The following is a 21,243-nucleotide window of genomic DNA, read 5'->3' as shown; positions in this document are numbered from 1 at the left end:
AACGGATACATAAAATATGTAGGTTGCCTTGATGTAAATGTACTTTCTGTTGCAAATACTCTTTATGTCGCATAGTTTCGGCTTACATAAACGCACTAAATAAACGCACTGATGTGCATAAGCTCATTGTGGTTTAAATGAGCCAATAGAAAATGACGCTATGGATTAGGTTCTGAGTGCTCAACAGCCGCATAAACGACAAATTCAACCAGCATTTCTTCACGAGCCAAGCCCGCGACGACCATAGCGGCTCGATTAGGATAAGGGGCATCAAAGTACTCACTGTAAACTTGATTCACAGTCGTCAGGTATTCACGATCAGTAACGTATATAAGAACTTGAAGCACTGAGTCCAGTGACTCCCCGGCACACTCTAAGGTGTGAACAAGGTTCTGAAAGGTTTGACGCGTTTGCGCTTCGATGCCCCCTTCAACAACAGCACCAGACTCATCGATCGGGATCTGAGCAGTATAAAGCGTACCATTATTAACAATGGCCCATTCCAATGGCGCTTTCGAAGCATACAACGCAGTTTTTACAGGATATTTTTTCATTGACTACATCGCCTAATGGTTAATTTTGTAATTATATTGTTTTAATTTAGTTAAATATTGCACATTGACATGCGATAAATCTAACGGTAAATTTTTTAATAGTGATAAGTTTTTTTATCACATAACCTAGAGTTAACGCATTTAAAGGGATGGAAGCAATGTGATGGATAACATCAAGTTACAGCAATTAATGCATTTTGTGACAGTGGTTCAGGAAGGTGGATTTCGTTCAGCGGCACATAAAGTAAATCGTTCTCAAGCTGCTTTGTCTACTTCCATTAAAACGCTTGAAGAAAACCTTGGTAAACCACTATTTGAGCCCGGGAATAAATCAAAACTAACACCATTTGGAGAACAATGCTTACCCAAAGTGATACAGTTTATTAGCGGTTATCATTCTCTTTGTAGTGACTTGAGAAGTATGGCATCAGGCCAACAAGGACGAGTACGCATAGCAACAATTCCATCCGTTGCAGCCAAGCTGATCCCCAATGTGCTAAAAAAGTTTTGCACTCAATACCCTAATGTAGAAGTCAGTTTACTTGATGATAATGCTGCAGGAGTTGAAGCAAGGTTATTATCAGGTGATGTTGACTTAGCGTTAGGTAATGCCTCATACCTAAATGCAAGCAGTATCGAGTTTACTCCCCTAATCTCTGATCCCGTTGGCGTGGTTTGCTTAAAAGACAATCCATTGGCCAAATACAAGAAAGGCGTAAAATGGCAATCATTACAGCAACAGCCTTTCATTCGAAATGGCACATGCCTTTTATTAGATTCAACCCCTGCCCGTGTCTTGAGTGAACAAGCGCTCTATTCCGTGGCCAATATTACTTCTTTGTTTTCAGTCTTGGAGCTGGGTATTGGCATTACAACCCTACCTAAACTGGCATTTCCTAGCCAATCTTCTCACTTAATTTGGCTGCCTTTGATTGATCCATTGTTAGAAAGGGAGATTGGCATTTTTAGGTTAAACAATATAACGGTGTCACCTCAAGCCAAAGCATTTCACGATTTATGCGTGCATCACCTTCGATACCCTGAGAGTACATAAGAAAAAAGAATATACCCAAGTGACTTCAAGATGCTTGATTCAGAGCGAGGTCACTGAGTCGAATTCAAGGAAGACAACGAAGCGGAATAGCAGGCTCTTTCCAAGTTCTCTGACGTAAGAAGTCGGCTCAGTGACACGCTCCCAAAGGGCGAGCGGCCTTAACTCTCAGACTTTGTTAACGATTCTCAATGTAGAGCCACTATATCTTCGAATCGTTGCCGCGCCTGAGAGTTAAGGTCACCTCGCTGAACGCAGCATCTTGAGGTTACTTGGGTATACTCCAAAACAACAAAGCCCTTACGTCGGATACATAAGGGCTTTAATATACTTAGGATGGTTGAGAAAATGTGATTAAAAAGGTAAAGGAATCAACTCTATACCTAAGACACCACTGATCGCCATAACAGCAAGTAACGACACCTTAAATACCGCTTTTGACCACGGCACACAGTTGTCATTATCGACCGGACGGAAAGTGACTCTTGTCCATGCAAAACACACCGCTGCAGAAACAGCTAGGTATTCATACCCCGCTTCACCTAAAGCAAATAGCCCCATAGATGCCAGAGTAAATGCCACGACATAAGCTTTCATATGACGATGCGCTTTCTCAATACCTTCTTTGACTGGTAAAACAGGAATCCCTGCATCACGGTAGTCCTGCATACGAAACATTGCGATTGCGTATGAGTGAGGCATCTGCCATAAACAAAACATTAAAAAGAGCAAAATCGACTCTAAGCTAATGTAGTTTGTCACCGCAAGATAACCCACTAAAGGAGGAACAGCTCCAGAAAGGCTTCCTACCAAAGTGCCATAAACTGAGTTACGTTTATACCACATGGTGTAGAAAAACACGTAAAACACGTAACCAAGAAGAACCACAACCGCTGATAAAGGGTTGGCCAATTGGAATAATAAAGCGGTACCGACGAGTAACAAGACCAAGGCATAAACAAAAGCGATATCGCTATTGATGTTACCTAAGACCAAATCACGACGTTGAGTTCGCTTCATCTTTTGGTCAATATCTCGGTCAAAAATGTTATTTACTACGCATCCTGAAGCAATGACCAATCCAACACCCGCTAACACTGTTAGCAATAGTGTAAAACTGGCCGCTTCTGTTTTAGCGGCGAGGAAGAACCCCGCCGCAACAGAAATCAGGTTGCCGAAAATAATGCCCGGTTTTGTAATAGACAAATAACTTTTCAGCATACCCTAGCCTACAGCTTCATATTGACGGTCATGTTGTAAATAATCCAGACCGAACCCGCGATCAGAATCAATACGACAATTGCTGTGAACATAAGTGATACAAAGTTCCAGCGGCCATCGTCTGTCTTGAGTTCCATGTGCAAGAAGTATTTAAAATGCACAAAGATTTGAACAAGAGCACAGCCAAAGAGCACAACATACGTTGCCGCTTCTGGTAATACTTTTGCCCACACACAGTAGAAAGGTATGACGGTCAGAATCAAAGACGCAATAAAACCTTTAACGTAATCAGAAGCACCTGTATCTAGATGTTGTCCCATTACATAACCCCCAATAAGTACACTATGGTAAATACGCAGATCCAAACGATGTCTAGGAAGTGCCAGAAAAGGCTAAGACACTGGAAACGCATTGACATATTTTCGTTCAGACCTTTGGTTGATAGCTGATGGTAACAAACTGCTAACCAAATAAGGCCAAACGTAACGTGCAAACCGTGCGTACCTACTAAAGTAAAGAACGCAGATAAGAAAGCACTTTCTTGAGGGCCATTACCATGCTCAATTAAGTGATGGAATTCATACACTTCCATACAGATAAAGCCGAGGCCTAACAAAAAGGTAATTTGCAACCAACGTTTTAATGCCGAAACATCATTACGCTTCATTGCAATCATGCCAAAGCCGAAAGTGATACTACTGAAAAGCAGCAACATGGTTTCAACAAACACGAAAGGCAGTTCAAAGATATCTTTACCAGTAGGACCAGCAATAGAACCGCTTTGCAGTACTGCATAAGTCGCGAATAGTGTTGCGAACAACACACAATCGCTCATTAGGTACACCCAAAAACCAAACAGCTTGTTGCCGTTTGTATCATGGTGATGATCGTGATGATCATCATGGCCGTGAGTGGCAGCATTAGTTTGCATAAGACGCCTCCAGCTCTTCTTTCTTATCATCAGATTTCGCTGAATTTTTCTTCGCTTCTTCAAGCTGAGCACGACGCTCTGCTTCAATTGCTTTGATCTCTTCAACTTCTACGTAGTAGTCAACGTCGTCATTGTAGCTGTGCTTAATACACATCACGACCATACCAACAAAGCTTGCAGCCGCTAACCACCAGATGTACCAGATCATTGCGAAACCAAATACTAGTGACAATGCAGATACATAGATACCTGTTGGGGTATTCTTAGGCATGTGAATGCGCTCGTATTCCACTTCTTTGCTTGGATCAAACTCACCACGTTGTTTTTGGTACCAGAACGCATCAACTTCATCACCTTTTGGTAGGTGTGCAAAGTTGTAGAAAGGTGGTGGTGAAGAAGTCGCCCACTCAAGAGTACGTCCACCCCATGGGTCACCAGTAAGATCACGATTTTGCTCACGATCACGGATACTGACGTAAATCTGAATGAACTGACACAATACGCCTAGAGCAATAACAGCAGTACCTGCAGCCGCAACCGCAAGGAATGGGAAGAACTCTGGGTTAATATCTTGACTGATACGACGAGTCATACCCATAAAGCCAAGTGCGTAGAGTGGAAGGAAGGCCATTAGGAAACCAACAATCCAACAATAGAAAGCACGTACGCCCCACTTTTCGTTCATTGTGAAGCCAGTCGCCTTAGGGAACCAGTAAGTCAGTGCAGCAAAACAGCCAAATACAACACCACCGATAATTACGTTATGGAAGTGTGCAATTAGGAATACAGAGTTATGTAGGACAAAATCTGCACCCGGAACGGCCATCAGTACGCCTGTCATACCACCAACGGTGAAGGTAATCAAAAAGCCTACTGTCCACATCATAGGTGTCGTAAAGCGAATTCGGCCTTTGTACATAGTAAATAGCCAGTTGAAAATCTTAACCCCGGTTGGAATTGAGATAATCATTGTCGCTATTCCGAAGAAGGCGTTAACGTTCGCACCTGACCCCATGGTAAAGAAGTGGTGTAGCCAAACAACGAAAGCAAGAATCGTAATTACAATTGTTGCCCAAACAAGGGAAACGTAACCAAACAGTTTCTTACGCGAGAAGGTCGCTGTTACTTCTGAGAATACACCGAAGATCGGAAGAACAAGAATGTATACTTCTGGGTGGCCCCATGCCCAAATCAGGTTGACGTACATCATTACGTTACCACCGAGGTCGTTGGTAAAGAAGTGCATGCCAAGGTATCGATCAAGCGTTAGTAGCGCGATCGTTACCGTCAGAATTGGGAAAGAAATGATGATTAGGATGTTTGCACACAAAGAAGCCCAAGTGAAAACTGGCATCTTCATCATTGGCATAGACGGAGTTCGCATGCGCAAGATAGTAACGAAGAAGTTGACACCTGTTAGAGTGGTACCGACACCGGAGATCTGTAATGCCCAGATCCAATAGTCGACCCCGACCCCGGGACTTGCCTCAATGCCTGACAGTGGTGGGTATGCTAGCCAACCCGTTTGACCAAACTCACCTAAACCTAAAGACATGTTAGTTAAAATAACACCAACAACAAACAGCCAGAAACTTAGGTTATTTAGGTATGGGAAAGCGACATCACGTGCACCAATTTGAAGCGGTACAATAATGTTCATCAAACCAATAACCAACGGCATCGCCACGAAGAAGATCATGATTACGCCGTGGGCAGTAAAGATCTGATCGTAGTGGTGTGGCGGTAAGTAGCCAGGCTCACCCGCAGCAGAAAGTAACTGTTGGCTTCGCATCATTACTGCGTCGGCGAAACCACGAATTAACATCACCATTGCTACAGCGATGTACATAAAGCCTAGTTTTTTATGGTCTACAGAAGTAAACCATTCATTCCATAGGTATTGCCATTTACCTGCTTTGGTAATAGCAGTCACTACAGCCAAACCGACTAACGCAACCACAGCCAGTGTGATGACGATTATCGGTTCGTGAAAAGGAATTGAATCAAGTGTTAATCTTCCAAACATTACGATTTTCCTAGATTTTCCGGCAAACAGTTCATTGAACCTGGATGCTGGGTCACAACGTCAGTGAACAAAAATGGGGGAACACTAGAGAAGAAAGTCACAGGCGCAGCGATACTTGGCTCAGCAAGTGTGCGGAACTGTTCCCAGTCTTCAATTTGATCTGGGCTTGATTTTACTTCTTGAACCCAATTCAAGAATGCCGTGCGATCTTCTAGCGCTGCCGCCGTAAATTTCATTTGTGAGAAGCCCTCACCACTGAAATTGGAAGCAAAACCTCTGAACTCACCAGTATGATTCGCAATCAGGTTAAGCTTGGTCACCATACCTGGCATTGCGTAAATCTGACTGCCAAGACGAGGAATGAAGAATGCATTCATAATATTGTCTGAAGTCAGTCTAAATGAAACTGGCACGTCCTTAGGAAACGCAACATAGTTTACTGTTGCAATGTTTTCTTCTGGATAGATAAACAGCCATTTCCAATCAAGTGAGACGACTTCGATAGTAATCGGTTTTACATCGCTCTCGATTGGTTTAGATGGCTCTAGTTCATGAGTAGAACGCCATGTGATAGCAGCAAGAATCGCAATGATGATGATTGGAATAGTCCAAACCACAATTTCGATCTTGGTTGAATGTGCCCAGTCCGGAGCATATTCTTCATCCGTATTGGTTTCACGGTAGCGATAAGCAAAATAAACTGTCATTAAAATTACGGGAATAACGACAATCAGCATCAGTAGAAGAGCCGTAATAATCAGTTCTTTTTCCTGAACACCAATGCTACCTTTCGGATCAAGTAGAGCAGAGTTGCACCCTGCGAGCATGAGAGTGGTTCCCACCATACCCATTCTTGCTAAGATGCGCTTGTATCTTGAAGCTTCCATTAACTTTCTCGATGGTTAGCCAACAACAGAGGAATCCCCTGAAATTGGTTGTCTTTGGTCATTAGAATATTTGTTTTAACAACTGTAACAGTACGCCTCTAGCAAAACTCCATTTGTTGAACGTGAGGTAAAAACCCCATTATTAACATGTATATTTTGTTACGCTATAAAATGTATTGTTACAACCGACGCATTATGATGAGTGCTAACGCAAAGCTCACTACTCATAACTGAAAACTAAGGTTTCATTTTTAATTATTAGTTTCAGATAATTAGAGTAATAAACATAACGATAAAAGATAAGAAAAATCGATAAATAATTAATTTATATACACTTTTATTAAATCACCACTTAACCCTCTATCTCATTAACTTTACCCATTACAAACATATAAATTAGATAGTGTTAATTTAATAAATTATGAGAGGAATCACAAAATAATACTGTACCAAAAAAGACCATCGTTCAGAGCCTTCATATGCAACTTCAACTGGAAAATGCTGTTCTTTCATGCTTAAGTTTTATTTGAGATAACGGCTACCAAAGAAACCTATTCAAATAACCTCTTTCTCATAACACACCTTAACCAAAGCTACATTTCTAATTATACCCAAGTGACTTCAAGATGCTTGATTCATAGCGAGGTCACTGAGTCGAATTCAAGGAAGACAACGAAGCGGAATAGCCGGCTCTTTCTAGTTACTTGGGTATATACCCAAGTATTTTGAGGTCACTTGGGCATATTGACTTAAACTTATACTTTCTTTAATAACCAGAAATAAAAAACAATATTAATACAACACCAGCTTTTAATTAAAAAAGTACAATCAACAAAAAACATAAAAAGTAATGACACACCGATATTAAAATGAAAAAAACAGCAAATAAAAAACAATTGAAATAATATGACAACAAATTACAAAACCTGAGAATAAAACACCAACCCCATAATAAACAGTGACCTACAGAAATTGCATGATTTAATTTTACATTTTCACACTTAAAACAGCTCAATTAATAACCCAAACTGCAATTGATAATAATATTCTTAATGCGTAGATTTTATCCCCATCGAAGGCCAAACCAACGGCTTCCCTTTCAATTAACTGGGATAATAAAATGAAAAAGTCTACCCTTGCTCTAAGCATCGGCATATTAGTGTCCACTTCTAGCACTGCTTATGCTCAACAATTTCCACCAGAGACTGTTACTGCAGAAGTATTTGGTTTATCACTAACACCGAGCGAACTTTGCCATAAATTTAACAATATGGTTGATCGCAGTAATCAATGGTTACAAGACAACAATTATAATAACTCACAGATCAGCAAAGACCTGTGTTCAGCAATTCCTATCGATTCCCGCTACTCAACACAGTATTATTATGATATTCCAACGGCTTCAAGATGGGATGCTGCCTGGGAATACTGGCTTGATGAGGAAGTAGATATCTCTGAAACACAAGCCCTACTTATTTTTTCTTCTGTGTCGGGTGAAACCAAACGTACTCGTTATATGCTTTATAACGATAGTAGCGCTCAACTTGTAAAACAAAAAGGCGCTTGGAACTATGCAGAAAATGCCGGTGCAAACCAGAGTTACGGTGATACTCGTTTATTTACAGTTAACTCTGGTGGTGACGGTAAAGTATTACCTACGTACTGGTGGCGATTAGACGCTGCGATGTGGCAATACACACTAACAAATACTTGGCATGGTACAAACTTCAAATCTTTTGTTGTTGATGCAAGTAATAAAGAGTTGCTGGACAAAACACGCTCTGACACCATCAGCTTCCTTCGCGCTGGTAATATGCCTATCACAGAAAGTACTATCGAGCTGTATCAAGGGCATTTCTTGTTCAACACCTGCGTTGGAGAAGAAACCATCGATAATCCAGATAATAATGGCGCTGGCCTCGCAAGTTGTATCCCTGGTGGGGCAGATAATAATAACTTTGATGTTGAGGAAGTTTATCCTTCAAGTGACTTCAATGACCGTGGTGATGTAACCGTATCCACTTCTTCAACAGTTTCTCTTGATATCTCAGGTAATATTGAGCGTGATAGTGATGGTATGTCAGCAGGTTTAGATATTGGTTTTTCACAGGAATTCTCTAAAGAAATTTCCGATGATATAAAAGTGATGGAACTAGAAAAAGATGACCAACGTATTAACTTAGGGTCTTCTTGGACTTACAAACTCAATCCAACCGCAATAAGTGACCTTTCAGTCAGCTTGGAAGATAAATTCAGTGGCATAGAGGGTAGAACTATTAATGCTAATGCCGCTTTTGGTGAGGGCTCTTGGAAGGATGCTGATTTATCAAGCCAGTATGTATGGCGTGAAACGTCATCAGCACAGAATTGTGTTGAAGGAAACGAACGTGAAATGTGGTTTGTCAACTCTCACGATGTCACACGTGGCGGTATGGCAGTCAGAAACAATTACATTAAACGTGAACTGATTAAGCATGAAGGTACATACCAATATGTTCGTGCCGACAAATCCAACATTATTAAAGTTAACACTGTCTGTAAAGATGGCTTCCGCATCCACAAGCGTGGTTTGTTAAATCAAAACTAAAATAGGTCCTAAAATGAAATTATCTCAACTAATTATTGCGACAGCTTTATGTGCTTCATTTTCTTCATATGCGGTGCCTTATAATCAATCGGAAACGCTTTACAATGCATTTAATGAAGCCATCAGCCTAAAAAAGGTTAATATTAATCGTAACATCTTAACGATTAATGCTGACTACGAATACGATTTAAGCAGCAAGCCTTTTAAAGAGTACGATACTGTCGCCCTCATTGGCTCACCTGAAAATGTTGAAAGTGCGATGAAAGAGTTACTGGGTTTTGGCTTGGCAGAGAAAGCGGTTTTAATCGATCATATCAACGAACCAAACAAAATGAGAATCAAACGTTACAAGGGGTTAAGCACTCAATCTGCTGATGATTACTCTAAATCTCTACTAGAAATGCTAGATTAATTTTGTTTACCTTCAAGTTGCTTGTCTCACAATACAAATTGTCTTGAAGTAAAGATTGTCTTGAAATAAAGTATCTTATATCACTTTTAAGATATTTAAGCTAAAGCCACTTTCAATGAAGTGGCTTTTTTTAATGGCGTATACTTACGTTCTTTAACTGTTCCTAAATCACTTGAAACTGCAAGGTTCCCAGCATCTTGAGGTCACTTAGGTATCATTTTTTACATTCGGATACCACCATCCACTTCTAATACTCTCCCTGTAAAGTAATCATTTTCAAATATATACTTGACTGATTGAGCAATTTCATCCGCTTGTCCCAAACGTCCAACAGGAATCATAGTGTTTAAACGTTCTATCGCTTCTGGTTTCATCTGGTCTGTCATGGCCGTACGAATAACCCCAGGAGCGACCGCAGCAGCACGAATACCATAACGAGATAACTCTCGTGCCCATGTTGTCGCCATGGTCGCAACAGCAGCTTTGGAAGCCGAGTAGTTAGTTTGTCCCATATTGCCAGAACGAGCAACGCTGGATATATTGATGATCACTCCTTGCGACCCGGTTTCGATCATCTTAACCGCTGCTTCACGGCCACATAGAAACGTCCCTGTCACATTGATATTCATGACCATTTCAAATTGTTCAAGTGGCATCTTAGTGAACTGACCGTCTTTTACTTTAACTAACAACCCATCACGTAAAACACCTGCACTATTGACGAGTCCATTTAAGCAACCAAAATCTGTGATTATTTTATCAAAAGCTGCCTCAACTTCCGCTTCATTGGTGACATCCAATTGGTAAATTTCACACTGGGTGTTCAAGCTATGGCATTGCTGCTGGGTCTGTGCAAGTGTTGAAGCATTAATATCAATCAAGGCGAGCCTTGCACCAGCTTGAGCCAAGCTTATTGCCATGGTCTGCCCTAATCCTTGCCCTGCTCCTGTGATCGCGACGACGCTATTTTTTAACTCCATCTGTACCTCCAATCCATCATCTATGCCTACTATTCAATTGATTTGAGCTGAGTTCAAAAGTCAATATCGTTTCTTTAACCTTTTTGATGCTTGTAGAATTCAAATAAACTGGAGAAGTCCAGCTCACCATGACCATTAGAATTGTGTAAGGCATATAAATTCCGCGCTAGAGCTCCCATAGGCACTGACGATTGGGTTTGCATCGCGGCTTCCATTCCTAAGCCCAGATCTTTTAGCATCAACTTGCTCATAAATCCGGGCTGGTAGTGATGACTTGAGGGAGCATTTTCCATAATGCCAGGACAAGGGTTATACAATTCCAAAGCCCAGTTTCTGCCCGAGCTTTGCAGCATAATATTGGCTAGCACCTTTGGGTCCAAGCCATGATCAATACCGAGATTTAAGGCTTCACAAGTACCTGACATGAGGATACCGAGCATTAAGTTATTGCATATTTTGGCCATTTGACCATCGCCCGCCTTACCTGCATGAAAAACATTTTTCCCCATGTACTGCAAAATAGCATTAGCTTTAGAAAACGCTTCATTACTGCCACCAACAATGAAAGTTAAAGTGCCCGCTTTAGCGCCTGCCACCCCGCCAGAAACAGGGGCGTCGACAAACAACAATTGTTTAGATTCTGCTGCTTGTGCGACTTTACGGGCAGTACTTGGGTCGATGGTTGAACAGTCAATCAAAACGGTTTTTTCTGGCGCTTTATCCAGCAAACCTAAGTGACTTTCACCAGTCCCAAAATAGACCGATCGAACGTGCTCTCCTGCGGGTAACATCGTAATGATAGTACCCGCCCCTTCTATTGCCATATCGATAGTTTCAGCCACGATTGCCCCAAAAGGCTCTAACTGCTTAGTGGCCTCTTTGTTCAAGTCGAAGACGTTTACTTTTAACCCAGAGGCCAATAAGTTTTGCGCCATTGGGCTACCCATATTCCCTAAACCAATAAATGCCACTGTGCTCATTATAGTTTTCCTTCTTTTCCTAAGTTTGCTAGCGGGTGTTCATGCTCTGTCCATAATGAGGAGAGCAAGGTATCAATCACCGTTTGATCAACCTCACTCACGTTATTGAACATCCACTTGGGTTGACCATCTTTATCGATCAGTCTTGCTCTCACTCCTTCCTCAAACTCACCAAGCAAGGCACTGCGTACTGACAAAGAAAGTTCTAGGCGGAAGCAATCAGCAAGAGATAAGTGGTGGTAATCCTTCACCTGACGGAAGCAAATATGTGCGGTAATCGGACTGCCAGAGACAAACGACTGTTTAGCGGCTTCTAACCAATCACTGCCCCCTTTTAAACCTTGGATCCGCTCAGCAATCAAATTGAGATCTTCACCTTGACATGCTTGTTTTATCTCACCGAGATAGGGCGCTAATTGTGCAAGTGGCTTATTGTCGACGACTTGCTCCTGGAGAAGCTGTAATAAAGCACTGACCAAAGAATGCGCATCTGCGGAACTCCAATCCACTCTTGTCAGTTCTTCAACTAAAATAGGAAATTGCTCTACCAGTAGCATCCATTGTGCTAGGCCAATTGTGACAGCGTCACTTGAATTCACTATTGCTCCGGTTAAACCGAGAAATAATCCCACCTCGGGATCAATGCTGCTCAAGAACCAAGTACCACCGACATCCGGATACAAACCAATATTAATCTCTGGCATGGCTAAGCGAGATTTAGGTGTAACAACTTTATGGCTTGTCCCCATAAACAGTCCCATACCCCCACCCATCACAATGCCTTCTCCCCAACCTATAATTGGCTTCTTGTAGGTATGAATGAGATAATCACAAGCATATTCCAATGCAAAGTAGTCGGTACAGAACTTAGCAGTGGCTTGCTTATCATGCTCGTGCATGACGTGATACATGGTTCTAACATCCCCCCCAGCACAGAACGCTTTCTCGCCTTCCCCTTTGAGAATGACACACACAATGCTGGGATCCTCTTGCCATTGAATCAACTGGTTGTTGAGCTGCTCCAGCATGTTGAAAGTTAAAGCATTAAGTGAAGCCACATTATCTAAGGTCGCAATTCCTATTCGATTCAGCCCGTTTGCGCATTCTTGCTCTGAGAACGTTACTTTATCTGTCATACTTCACCTCTATTGATTCTTCCACTGGGGTTGGCGTTTTTCTAAAAATGCACGCACACCTTCGGTTTGATCTTCGGTATCAAATAAATTCACGAATAACTCACGCTCTCTTATCAAACCATGAGACAGAGGGGACGTACGCATATTCTGAATCAAAACCTTGCATGCACTGACTGAAGAAGGTGACTGATTCGCAACGGACTCAGCGAGAGCCAAAGCTTGATTCAACGACTCTCCTTTAGGCACAACCTCTTCCACCAAACCTAACTCACATGCTTTCGCGGCACCTATTTTTTCTCCACACAGGATGATTCTTTTCGCCCACCCTTCTCCGACCAATGCCGTCAGATTTTGTGTTCCCCCGGCACAAGGAAGTAGTCCTACTTTTGCCTCAGGCAATGCCATGACGGCTTGTTCTTCTGCAACTCGGATATCACACGCTAAAGCGACTTCAAGCCCCCCTCCCATGGCATAACCGTTAACGGCTGCAATCGATACACCTCTAAAAGAAGAAAGTGTCTCAAACGCTTCACCAAATAAGCGTGCCATTTTAAGTGCAACGGCTTTATCACCATCAGCAAAAAGCTTAAGGTCGGCACCCGCTGAGAAGAATTTATCTCCTGCTCCTGTAAGCACTAAAGCGTATATATTTTTATTTTCATTCAGGTCAAGTACTAGCGCTTTTAAAGCCGTTAAGCTTTCTACAGTCCAAGTATTAGCTGGCGGATTGTTCATGGTCACGACTGCGACGTGATTACTAATGACGTATTCAATACAAGCGGTTTCAGTTGATGACATAGTGTGAGTCCTTTTTCGGTAACAGTAATAACAAAGTGATCAGAGCAAAGCAGATTCTTCAGATAGCAGCCGACGAGCAATAATCAAGCGCATGATCTCGTTGGTTCCTTCTAAAATCTGATGAACTCTGACATCTCGGAAGTGTCTTTCCATCGGATACTCTTTGATGTAGCCATAGCCACCGTACAGTTGTAAGGCTTGGTCACAGACTTGAAAGCCAATATCCGTTGCAAAACGCTTGGCCATCGCACAATAAGCCGTGGCATCTGGGTTTTGTTTATCCAATTTACTGGCGGCATAACGCACAAGCTGACGAGCCGCGACTAATTCCGTCGCCATATCCGCTAACTTAAATTGCAAAGCTTGGAATTGAGCGAGAGATTGACCAAATTGCTTACGCTCTTGCATGTACTGAGTGGCGTGGTCAAGTGCTTGTTGAGCTGTCCCTACCGAGCAGGTAGCGATATTGATGCGTCCACCATCTAAACCCTTCATAGCAAAGACAAAACCTTGCCCTTCCTCTCCGAGTAAATGGCTTTGAGGAACCCAGACCTTATCAAAAGTCACACTGCGTGTGGGTTGACTATTCCAACCCATTTTTGGCTCTTTTCTGCCATAACTCACTCCTTCACTATCAGCAGGTACAACAAAGGCCGACACACCTTTTGCCCCCGCCTCTCCAGTTCTAGCCATTACCACTAAAACTTCGGTGTCACCAGCGCCAGAAATAAACGCTTTGCCGCCATTAAGCACATAACCTTGTTCTTGTTTAGTCGCTGTCGTGGTTAATGACGCCGCGTCCGAACCAGCATTTGGCTCGGTTAAACAATAAGAACCAAGGTATTCACCTGTGATCAACTTAGGACAGAATTGTTGCTTTACTTCTTGTGTCGCAAAACTGGCGATCATCCAGGTCACCATATTATGGATCGTCATAAAAGCGGTCGTAGACGTACAGCCCATCGCTAACTTTTCAAAAATGATTGAGGCATCCAATCGGCTTAACCCGAGCCCGCCTTGCTCTTCAGGTGTATAAAGGCTAAGAAATCCTAATTCACCCGCTTCACGCAGCACGTCTTTAGGGAAAATTTGCTTTTCATCCCATTCTGCTGCCATCGGTGCTAAACGATCTAAGGCAAACTGTTGGGCTGTATCAGCAAACATACGTTGTTCGTCATTGAGTTCAAAATCCATATCAAATCCTCATATTTGGATGCTTCACAGCCGACAGTGAAGCATCAAAAACCTTTGCGCAAAACGGTTGTTTAAAAAGTTAATAGCTTAAGAATTAACGTTTAAGAAAAAACTGGCGGCTCAGCGCAAAATGATGCTTTATCGCAAATTAATCGTCAGATTAGGTCCACTCGGGATATCGTCATCGAACCAACGTGCCGTTACTGTTTTTGTTTCGGTATAGAAACGGACAGCTTGTTTGCCATAGGCATGCAGATCACCGTAGAAACTGCCTCTCCAACCAGTAAATGAGAAGAATGGCAATGGAACTGGAATAGGAACATTAACCCCGACTTGCCCTACTTGAATTTCATGTTGATATTTTCTGGCCGCTGCACCGCTTGCAGTGAAAATAGATGTGCCGTTGCCATATGGGTTGCGATTAATTAACTCGATCGCTTCTTCAAGTGTTTCGACTTCTAGGCAAAGTAAGACTGGACCAAAAATTTCTTCCTTGTAAATAGACATTTCAGTGGTGACATTACTGAACAGCGTTGGTCCAACCCAGTTACCATTTTCAAAGCCTTCAACGTTGCACTGACTGCCATCAAGCTCACAAACTGCACCTTGCTGTTTACCTTCTGAAATTAAGCCCAGCACCCGCTCTTTCGCTTGTGAATTGATCAATGGACCGTACGCTGCATTTTCATCGTCCCACGCCCCAGGATGAACTTTGGCCATTTCATGCTTCAGATCGTCGATCCATTGTTTAGAGCTGCCGACAAAAACAGCCACTGAAATGGCCATGCAACGCTGCCCAGCAGCTCCAACCGACGCACCAACTAAGTTATTCACCACCTGTTGTTTATTCGCATCCGGCATGATCACCATGTGATTTTTTGCGCCTGCAAATGCCTGAACACGTTTAAAGTTTTGCGTTGCAGTGGTGTAAATATAGCGAGCAACAGGCACCGAACCGACAAAAGAGACCGCCTGAATGTCTGGATGAGTGAGCAAAAAATCCACTTGCTCTTTACGGCCATGAACGATTTGCAATACGCCCTTTGGTGCTCCGGCTTGTTCAAACAGTTCAGCAAGTCGAATCGCCGTCAGAGGTACTTGCTCAGAAGGTTTCAAGACAAATGTATTACCACTGGCAATGGCAATTGGAAACATCCACAATGGAATCATCGCAGGAAAGTTAAATGGTGTGATACCGCAACACACACCTAACGGTTGAGTTAACGAGTAGCTGTCAATATTCGTCGCGACATTTTCTACCGTTTCTCCCATCATGTTACTTGCGATGTTACCCGCTTGCTCAACAACTTCGATACCACGCCAAACATCTCCTTTTGCATCTGCAAAGGTTTTGCCGGTTTCATGGGACAACAAGGTCGCGAGATCATCATGATGTTCTTTAAGCAAATGCTGATAACGCAACATCAGTCTCGCTCGCTCAGATATCGCCACATTCTTCCAGCTATGGAAGGTTTCTTTTGCGTGATCAATCGCCGCTTGAAGCTCATCATCAGTAGCACATGGCAGGTGAGCAATGGTTTCGTTGGTGGCTGGGTTTGTCACGTCTAACCAATCAGACGATTGTGACTGCTGAAATTCACCCGCGAGGAATAAAGGAACCTTATGAGTCATATTTTTACCTATCAATTTAGTTAAAAGCTATTCGTTCAAATTGAAAAATTAAGCTGGAATTTCAATGGCTAAAGCCGTGGCTTCACCACCACCAATGCACAGTGATGCCACACCACGCAATGCTTTAGGCTGGTTTGAGCCGTTCTGTTTTTGTATGCGTTGCTGCTGACGTAAACTGTGGATCAACGTCACCAGAATTCTTGCACCACTTGCGCCAATAGGATGCCCAAGCGCACATGCTCCGCCTTTTACATTAACTTTGTTAGGATCGAGCCCCAGCTCCCGCACCGCCATCTGGGTCACAACAGCAAAGGCCTCGTTTATCTCCCAAAGGTCGACACTGTCTATCGACCAGTCCAATGTCGACAGCAAATCTTTGATCGCAAACACTGGCGCGATGGTAAATTCAGCAGGCGTCCTCGCGTGAGTAGTATGCGCTTTAATGACAGCAAGGGGGGTGAGCCCTTTTTCACGGGCACTTGCAGCATCCATAACAACGAGTGCTGCTGCACCATCAGAAATGGCACTCGAGTTGGCTGCGGTCACTGAACCATTCTTATCAAATGCTGGCTTAAGCTGAGGGATTTTGTCTAATTTGATATTATTAGGATGTTCATCGTGTTCCATTAAAGATGAATTCTGACGCGTTTTGATTTCTATAGGGGCAATTTCCTCCTCAAATACGCCCTGTGTTTGAGCTTCACGTGCTCGGGTCGCTGAAAGAATTGCCCACTCATCCATCTCCTGACGTGAAAATGCTTCACTATCTGCTACTCTTTGGGCATAAACCCCCATTAAATTCCCTTCGTAAGCATCTTGCAGACCATCAAGAAACATATGGTCGTAAGTGGTTTGATTGCCTAAACGCATACCATTACGTGCTTCTTTAAGTAGATACGGCGCATTCGTCATGCTTTCCATTCCACCAGCCACAGCACAATGCAAGGTCCCCGCTTTGATCAGATCGTGAGCGAGCATGACACTCTTCATTCCAGAACCACAGACTTTATTCACTGTCGTACAGCCCGTGTTCTCTAATAGTTTTGCCCCTAATGCAGCCTGTCGAGCTGGTGCTTGCCCACAACCAGCAGGTAGAACACACCCCATATAAACTTCATCAACTTGTTCAATACCACAAGCATCCATTGCTGCCCGAATAGCCACCGCACCTAGATCGGGCGCAGAATAACTTTTCAATTGTCCTTGAAAGCTTCCAATCGGGGTTCGCTTCGCACTCACAATCCAAATTTCATTTTCCATAATGCTGACCTCATTGACGTTGATGATGACGTCCCTGCTCAAGGTTTCCTTAGCTATTTGGTGCCTCAATTTATGATCAGTTCATAAATACCTGACTCATAACCAACGAAAACAAGATGAATTTTCATCCCTTGATAACTTGACGTTTACGTAAGCATAGCACTAACATTTACGTAAACGTAAACAAACACAAAATTAACATTATTGTTTTTTACCAAGACAAGAAATTTGTTTCCCCTTCAGACTCAGATCGTCATGGTACTTTCAAGAAGCCAACACTTTCACGAAAAGGAATAAACCAGTGGAAAAATACAAGATAAGCGACCTTGCTAAAGAGTTTGATATTACAACCAGAAGTATTCGATTTTACGAAGATGTCGGCCTTATCGAGCCAGAAAGAGAAGGCAATATCAGGGTCTATCAACGCCGAGATAAGATCAGACTCAAATTGATTTTGCGTGGTAAGCGATTGGGCTTTTCTCTCGCCGAAATACGGGAGTTGTTTGAACTTTACGACACCCAACAAACCAATGGGCAGTTGATAAAAATGCTGACCATTATTGATGAAAAACAAGCACACCTTCAACAACAATTGGATGATATTGGCGTTGTCATGGGCGAACTAGAAGCGGCCAGAGAACGCTGTAAACAAGCGTTAAGAAATAACACCCCACAAGCTATAAAGTGAGTCCATACCGCCCAAGGCTCCATCAATAGCTAACTGACACATTCACCAACACTGATAACGTTACACGAGACAGAATAGGGATATCTCATGAAGACTCACTACACTTCGCTAAATTTTGGACTGGGTGAAACCATGGACATGCTACGCGATCACGTCAATGCTTTTGCAGCAGAACAGATCGCACCTCTTGCTGCCGACATTGACCGAGACAACCAATTCCCAAATCACTTATGGCCAATGCTGGGTGAAATGGGACTATTGGGCGTTACCGTCAGCGAGAACTATGGCGGTGCAGGCATGGGATATCTTGCTCATGTTATCGCAATGGAGGAAATCAGCCGAGCCTCAGCTTCTGTCGCGTTAAGTTATGGGGCACATTCGAACCTGTGTGTTAATCAAATCTATCGAAATGGTACCCCTGCACAACGCGAAAAGTATCTACCCAAACTGGTCGATGGCACACACATTGGTGCACTGGCAATGAGTGAACCGAATTCCGGCTCCGATGTCGTCAGCATGCAGCTAAAGGCAGAAGATAAGGGTGATCACTTTGTGCTTAATGGCAATAAAATGTGGATCACAAATGGCCCAGATGCAGACACGCTTGTAGTGTACGCAAAAACTGATCTGCATGCCGGTTCACGAGGCATTACCGCATTTATCATTGAACGCGAATTTGAAGGCTTTAGCCATGCTCAGAAGCTCGATAAGTTAGGCATGCGCGGTTCTAACACGTGTGAATTAGTGTTTAGACAATGCATTGTACCGAAAGAGAATGTGTTGGGTGAATTGAACAAAGGTGTTGAAGTGTTAATGAGTGGCTTGGATTACGAACGCGTTGTCCTTGCTGGTGGGCCATTAGGGATTATGCAAGCCTGTTTAGATGAAGTGGTTCCATACATTCATGATCGCAAGCAATTTGGCCAATCAATCGGTGAGTTTCAATTAGTGCAAGGTAAGTTAGCTGATATGTATTCTCGCTTGAATGCCGCGCGTGCTTACGTGTATACCGTTGCCGCTGCTTGTGACCGAGGAGAATGTACTCGTAAAGATGCTGCTGGCGTGATTCTTTACAGCGCTGAGCTTGCTACCCAAATGGCACTCGATGCGATCCAATTGCTCGGCGGTAATGGTTATATCAATGAGTATTCTACCGGAAGATTGCTGCGTGATGCGAAATTATACGAAATAGGCGCGGGGACCTCCGAAATTCGCCGCATGCTTATCGGACGAGAACTTTTTAACGAATCACGCTAACCCCTCTACAAGGAAGTCATGATGGCCATCATCAAAAGTAAAGCCAAGCCAACTGACGAGCTGTTCCTATCGAACAAAGCCGCGATGAACGAGCTCGTACATAACCTTAATAAAAACATTAACATCATCAAGCAAGGTGGTGGGCAAAAAGCCATAGAAAGGCAGCGGTTGAAAGGAAAATTACCCGTACGAGAAAGAGTGACTCGATTACTCGATAAAAACAGCGAATTTCTCGAAATTGGCCAATTTGCAGCATGGGACGTTTATGAAGAATCCATCCCTTGTGCAGGCGTTGTGGCAGGCATTGGGGCCATTGAAGGCATTCAGTGTATGGTCATCGCCAATGATCCGTCCGTAAAAGGCGGGACCTATTATCCTTTAACCGTCAAAAAGCATTTAAGAGCGCAAGAGATCGCTCAGCGTTGTCAATTGCCGTGTGTGTATTTAGTCGATTCTGGTGGGGCCAACCTTCCCCACCAAGCGGATGTTTTCCCTGATAAAGAGCATTTTGGTCGGATTTTTTTTAACCAAGCAAGAATGTCAGCCGAAGGGATACCTCAAGTCGCCGTTGTAATGGGGTTATGTACCGCTGGTGGAGCTTACGTTCCGGCCATGGCTGATGTTTCGATCATGGTAAAAGAACAAGGTACGATCTTTTTAGCGGGCCCTCCTCTGGTCAAAGCAGCCACTGGTGAAGTGGTCACAGATGAAGAGTTAGGCGGCGCTGATGTACATTGTCGTAAATCTGGCGTTGCCGATTACTACGCTGAAAACGATGAGCATGCCCTCAACCTTGCTAGACAAGCGATAGCCAATACCAATCAAAGTACGCTTGAGGCTTCAGGCAAAGCAGTCTTACCCCCTCGCTATGAGGCCGAAGAAATTTATGGCATCGTCAACGCCAACCTTCGTTTGTCCTTTGATGTGCGAGAAATCATTGCTCGTATCGTTGATGATTCCGATTTTGATGAGTTTAAAGCGCTGTATGGCAAGACATTAGTCTGTGGTTTTGCACGCCTTGAAGGGCGGTTGATTGGCATCGTTGCAAACAACGGCATTCTTTTTTCAGAATCAGCCCAAAAAGGTGCGCACTTTATTGAGCTGTGTGCAAAGCGAAAAATTCCACTACTCTTTCTACAAAACATTACTGGCTTTATGGTCGGTAAAAAACTCGAAGCAGAAGGCATTGCCAAACACGGCGCCAAACTGGTTATGGCAGTGGCTTGTGCTGATGTACCTAAGTTTACTGTCATCATTGGTGGTTCCTACGGTGCAGGTAACTACGGCATGTGTGGTCGCTCTTATGACCCAACCATGATTTGGATGTGGCCGAATGCTCGCATTTCGGTTATGGGTGGAGAGCAAGCCGCTGGAGTCCTCACACAGGTTCGTCGAGAAGTGAAAAAGCGGCAAGGAGCAGAGTGGCCAGAGCAAGATAAAAATGCTTTCCACTCTTCAATTGTGGATCTGTACGAAACACAAGGTCACCCATACTTTGCCAGTGCACGTTTGTGGGACGACGGGATCATTGATCCAAAAGAGACTCGTCAAGTGCTCGCTCATGCCTTGGCTGCCGTTGCAAAAGCCCCTGTTCCTGACAGCAATTTTGGTATTTTCAGAATGTAATTGGGTTCTTGTACCCAAGTAAT

The 21,243-nt window shown here is 43.3% G+C and carries 19 protein-coding genes; 6 read left to right on the top strand and 13 right to left on the bottom strand.

The annotated features are described in order from the left end of the window. Window positions 1-158 precede the first annotated feature (158 nt). A complete protein-coding gene (locus tag BS333_RS16495; protein WP_021709810.1) occupies window positions 159-554 on the bottom strand; it encodes a RidA family protein in 396 nt (131 codons plus the stop codon). Between the two features lie 163 nt (window positions 555-717). On the opposite strand from BS333_RS16495, the gene BS333_RS16490 reads away from it, so the two are divergent. Beyond that, a complete protein-coding gene (locus BS333_RS16490) occupies window positions 718-1,608 on the top strand; it encodes a LysR family transcriptional regulator (RefSeq protein WP_033003758.1) in 891 nt (296 codons plus the stop codon). A gap of 351 nt (window positions 1,609-1,959) precedes the next feature. Here the strand turns inward: BS333_RS16490 and cyoE are convergent, their stop codons facing one another. From cyoE to cyoA, 5 genes are read right to left on the bottom strand one after another with little or no spacing between them, the layout of a single operon-like run. Beyond that, entirely contained in the window at window positions 1,960-2,826 is an 867-nt protein-coding gene (gene cyoE / locus BS333_RS16485; protein ID WP_021710114.1) for a heme o synthase, read from the bottom strand. A gap of 8 nt (window positions 2,827-2,834) precedes the next feature. Continuing rightward, the gene (gene cyoD, locus BS333_RS16480) at window positions 2,835-3,146 is read right to left on the bottom strand and encodes a cytochrome o ubiquinol oxidase subunit IV (RefSeq protein ID WP_021710113.1); all 312 of its coding nucleotides are present in this window, start codon (window positions 3,144-3,146) and stop codon (window positions 2,835-2,837) included. Further along, the gene (cyoC, locus tag BS333_RS16475; protein WP_021710112.1) at window positions 3,146-3,757 is read right to left on the bottom strand and encodes a cytochrome o ubiquinol oxidase subunit III; all 612 of its coding nucleotides are present in this window, start codon (window positions 3,755-3,757) and stop codon (window positions 3,146-3,148) included. Before cyoC ends, cyoD begins: the two co-directional genes overlap by 1 nt. Then, window positions 3,747-5,783, bottom strand: coding sequence for a cytochrome o ubiquinol oxidase subunit I (gene cyoB / locus BS333_RS16470; RefSeq protein WP_021710111.1), 2,037 nt, complete (start codon window positions 5,781-5,783; stop codon window positions 3,747-3,749). The genes cyoC and cyoB overlap by 11 nt, the downstream gene beginning before the upstream one ends. Further along, window positions 5,783-6,670 (bottom strand): ubiquinol oxidase subunit II, encoded by an 888-nt coding sequence (gene cyoA / locus BS333_RS16465; RefSeq protein ID WP_021710110.1) that lies wholly within the window; start codon window positions 6,668-6,670, stop codon window positions 5,783-5,785. The genes cyoB and cyoA overlap by 1 nt, the downstream gene beginning before the upstream one ends. 1,120 nt (window positions 6,671-7,790) lie before the next feature. On the opposite strand from cyoA, the gene BS333_RS16460 reads away from it, so the two are divergent. Beyond that, a complete protein-coding gene (locus BS333_RS16460; RefSeq protein WP_021710109.1) occupies window positions 7,791-9,257 on the top strand; it encodes a hypothetical protein in 1,467 nt (488 codons plus the stop codon). 13 nt (window positions 9,258-9,270) lie between these two features. Next, a complete protein-coding gene (locus tag BS333_RS16455) occupies window positions 9,271-9,669 on the top strand; it encodes a hypothetical protein (protein WP_021710108.1) in 399 nt (132 codons plus the stop codon). A gap of 221 nt (window positions 9,670-9,890) precedes the next feature. Here BS333_RS16455 and BS333_RS16450 read toward each other — a convergent pair whose 3' ends face one another. From BS333_RS16450 to BS333_RS16420, 7 genes are all read right to left on the bottom strand, one after another. After that, the gene (locus BS333_RS16450; RefSeq protein WP_021710107.1) at window positions 9,891-10,649 is read right to left on the bottom strand and encodes an SDR family oxidoreductase; all 759 of its coding nucleotides are present in this window, start codon (window positions 10,647-10,649) and stop codon (window positions 9,891-9,893) included. Window positions 10,650-10,723: 74 nt separating this feature from the next. Continuing rightward, complete coding sequence (mmsB, locus tag BS333_RS16445) at window positions 10,724-11,629, bottom strand: 3-hydroxyisobutyrate dehydrogenase (protein WP_021710106.1); 906 nt, start codon at window positions 11,627-11,629, stop codon at window positions 10,724-10,726. Continuing rightward, the gene (locus BS333_RS16440) at window positions 11,629-12,765 is read right to left on the bottom strand and encodes an enoyl-CoA hydratase/isomerase family protein (RefSeq protein WP_021710105.1); all 1,137 of its coding nucleotides are present in this window, start codon (window positions 12,763-12,765) and stop codon (window positions 11,629-11,631) included. The genes mmsB and BS333_RS16440 overlap by 1 nt, the downstream gene beginning before the upstream one ends. Before the next feature lie 9 nt (window positions 12,766-12,774). Further along, the gene (locus tag BS333_RS16435; protein ID WP_021710104.1) at window positions 12,775-13,563 is read right to left on the bottom strand and encodes an enoyl-CoA hydratase; all 789 of its coding nucleotides are present in this window, start codon (window positions 13,561-13,563) and stop codon (window positions 12,775-12,777) included. 39 nt (window positions 13,564-13,602) lie between these two features. Then, the gene (locus BS333_RS16430) at window positions 13,603-14,757 is read right to left on the bottom strand and encodes an acyl-CoA dehydrogenase family protein (protein WP_021710103.1); all 1,155 of its coding nucleotides are present in this window, start codon (window positions 14,755-14,757) and stop codon (window positions 13,603-13,605) included. Between the two features lie 138 nt (window positions 14,758-14,895). After that, the gene (locus tag BS333_RS16425) at window positions 14,896-16,389 is read right to left on the bottom strand and encodes a CoA-acylating methylmalonate-semialdehyde dehydrogenase (RefSeq protein WP_021710102.1); all 1,494 of its coding nucleotides are present in this window, start codon (window positions 16,387-16,389) and stop codon (window positions 14,896-14,898) included. A gap of 48 nt (window positions 16,390-16,437) precedes the next feature. After that, window positions 16,438-17,649, bottom strand: coding sequence for a thiolase family protein (locus BS333_RS16420; RefSeq protein ID WP_021710101.1), 1,212 nt, complete (start codon window positions 17,647-17,649; stop codon window positions 16,438-16,440). 301 nt (window positions 17,650-17,950) lie between these two features. On the opposite strand from BS333_RS16420, the gene BS333_RS16415 reads away from it, so the two are divergent. From BS333_RS16415 to BS333_RS16405, 3 genes are all read left to right on the top strand, one after another. Next, on the top strand, window positions 17,951-18,337 hold the full coding sequence (locus BS333_RS16415; RefSeq protein ID WP_021710100.1) for a MerR family transcriptional regulator: 387 nt from the start codon (window positions 17,951-17,953) through the stop codon (window positions 18,335-18,337). Between the two features lie 87 nt (window positions 18,338-18,424). Further along, window positions 18,425-19,594, top strand: a complete 1,170-nt coding sequence (locus BS333_RS16410) for an isovaleryl-CoA dehydrogenase (RefSeq protein ID WP_021710099.1) — start codon at window positions 18,425-18,427, stop codon at window positions 19,592-19,594. A 21-nt stretch (window positions 19,595-19,615) separates the two neighbouring features. Beyond that, a complete protein-coding gene (locus BS333_RS16405; protein WP_021710098.1) occupies window positions 19,616-21,220 on the top strand; it encodes a carboxyl transferase domain-containing protein in 1,605 nt (534 codons plus the stop codon). The last annotated feature ends 23 nt before the right edge of the window (window positions 21,221-21,243 follow it).

The organism is Vibrio azureus (assembly GCF_002849855.1).
GTDB classification, from domain to species: Bacteria; Pseudomonadota; Gammaproteobacteria; order Enterobacterales; family Vibrionaceae; genus Vibrio; species Vibrio azureus.
Note: the sequence above shows the minus strand (reverse complement) of the source record. Positions and strands in the feature narration are given on the sequence as shown.

Excerpts from the sequence above, each read along its gene's own strand:
- BS333_RS16420 (WP_021710101.1), bottom strand. The coding sequence starts at position 17,649 with ATGGAAAATGAAATTTGGATTGTGAGTGCGAAGCGAACCCCGATTGGA.
- BS333_RS16430 (WP_021710103.1), bottom strand. The coding sequence starts at position 14,757 with ATGGATTTTGAACTCAATGACGAACAACGTATGTTTGCTGATACAGCC.
- BS333_RS16435 (WP_021710104.1), bottom strand. The coding sequence starts at position 13,563 with ATGTCATCAACTGAAACCGCTTGTATTGAATACGTCATTAGTAATCAC.
- cyoA (WP_021710110.1), bottom strand. The coding sequence starts at position 6,670 with ATGGAAGCTTCAAGATACAAGCGCATCTTAGCAAGAATGGGTATGGTG.
- BS333_RS16490 (WP_033003758.1), top strand. The coding sequence starts at position 718 with ATGGATAACATCAAGTTACAGCAATTAATGCATTTTGTGACAGTGGTT.
- BS333_RS16405 (WP_021710098.1), top strand. The coding sequence starts at position 19,616 with ATGGCCATCATCAAAAGTAAAGCCAAGCCAACTGACGAGCTGTTCCTA.
- BS333_RS16495 (WP_021709810.1), bottom strand. The coding sequence starts at position 554 with ATGAAAAAATATCCTGTAAAAACTGCGTTGTATGCTTCGAAAGCGCCA.
- BS333_RS16440 (WP_021710105.1), bottom strand. The coding sequence starts at position 12,765 with ATGACAGATAAAGTAACGTTCTCAGAGCAAGAATGCGCAAACGGGCTG.
- BS333_RS16450 (WP_021710107.1), bottom strand. The coding sequence starts at position 10,649 with ATGGAGTTAAAAAATAGCGTCGTCGCGATCACAGGAGCAGGGCAAGGA.
- BS333_RS16425 (WP_021710102.1), bottom strand. The coding sequence starts at position 16,389 with ATGACTCATAAGGTTCCTTTATTCCTCGCGGGTGAATTTCAGCAGTCA.
- BS333_RS16455 (WP_021710108.1), top strand. The coding sequence starts at position 9,271 with ATGAAATTATCTCAACTAATTATTGCGACAGCTTTATGTGCTTCATTT.
- BS333_RS16410 (WP_021710099.1), top strand. The coding sequence starts at position 18,425 with ATGAAGACTCACTACACTTCGCTAAATTTTGGACTGGGTGAAACCATG.
- mmsB (WP_021710106.1), bottom strand. The coding sequence starts at position 11,629 with ATGAGCACAGTGGCATTTATTGGTTTAGGGAATATGGGTAGCCCAATG.
- cyoE (WP_021710114.1), bottom strand. The coding sequence starts at position 2,826 with ATGCTGAAAAGTTATTTGTCTATTACAAAACCGGGCATTATTTTCGGC.
- cyoC (WP_021710112.1), bottom strand. The coding sequence starts at position 3,757 with ATGCAAACTAATGCTGCCACTCACGGCCATGATGATCATCACGATCAT.
- BS333_RS16460 (WP_021710109.1), top strand. The coding sequence starts at position 7,791 with ATGAAAAAGTCTACCCTTGCTCTAAGCATCGGCATATTAGTGTCCACT.
- cyoB (WP_021710111.1), bottom strand. The coding sequence starts at position 5,783 with ATGTTTGGAAGATTAACACTTGATTCAATTCCTTTTCACGAACCGATA.
- cyoD (WP_021710113.1), bottom strand. The coding sequence starts at position 3,146 with ATGGGACAACATCTAGATACAGGTGCTTCTGATTACGTTAAAGGTTTT.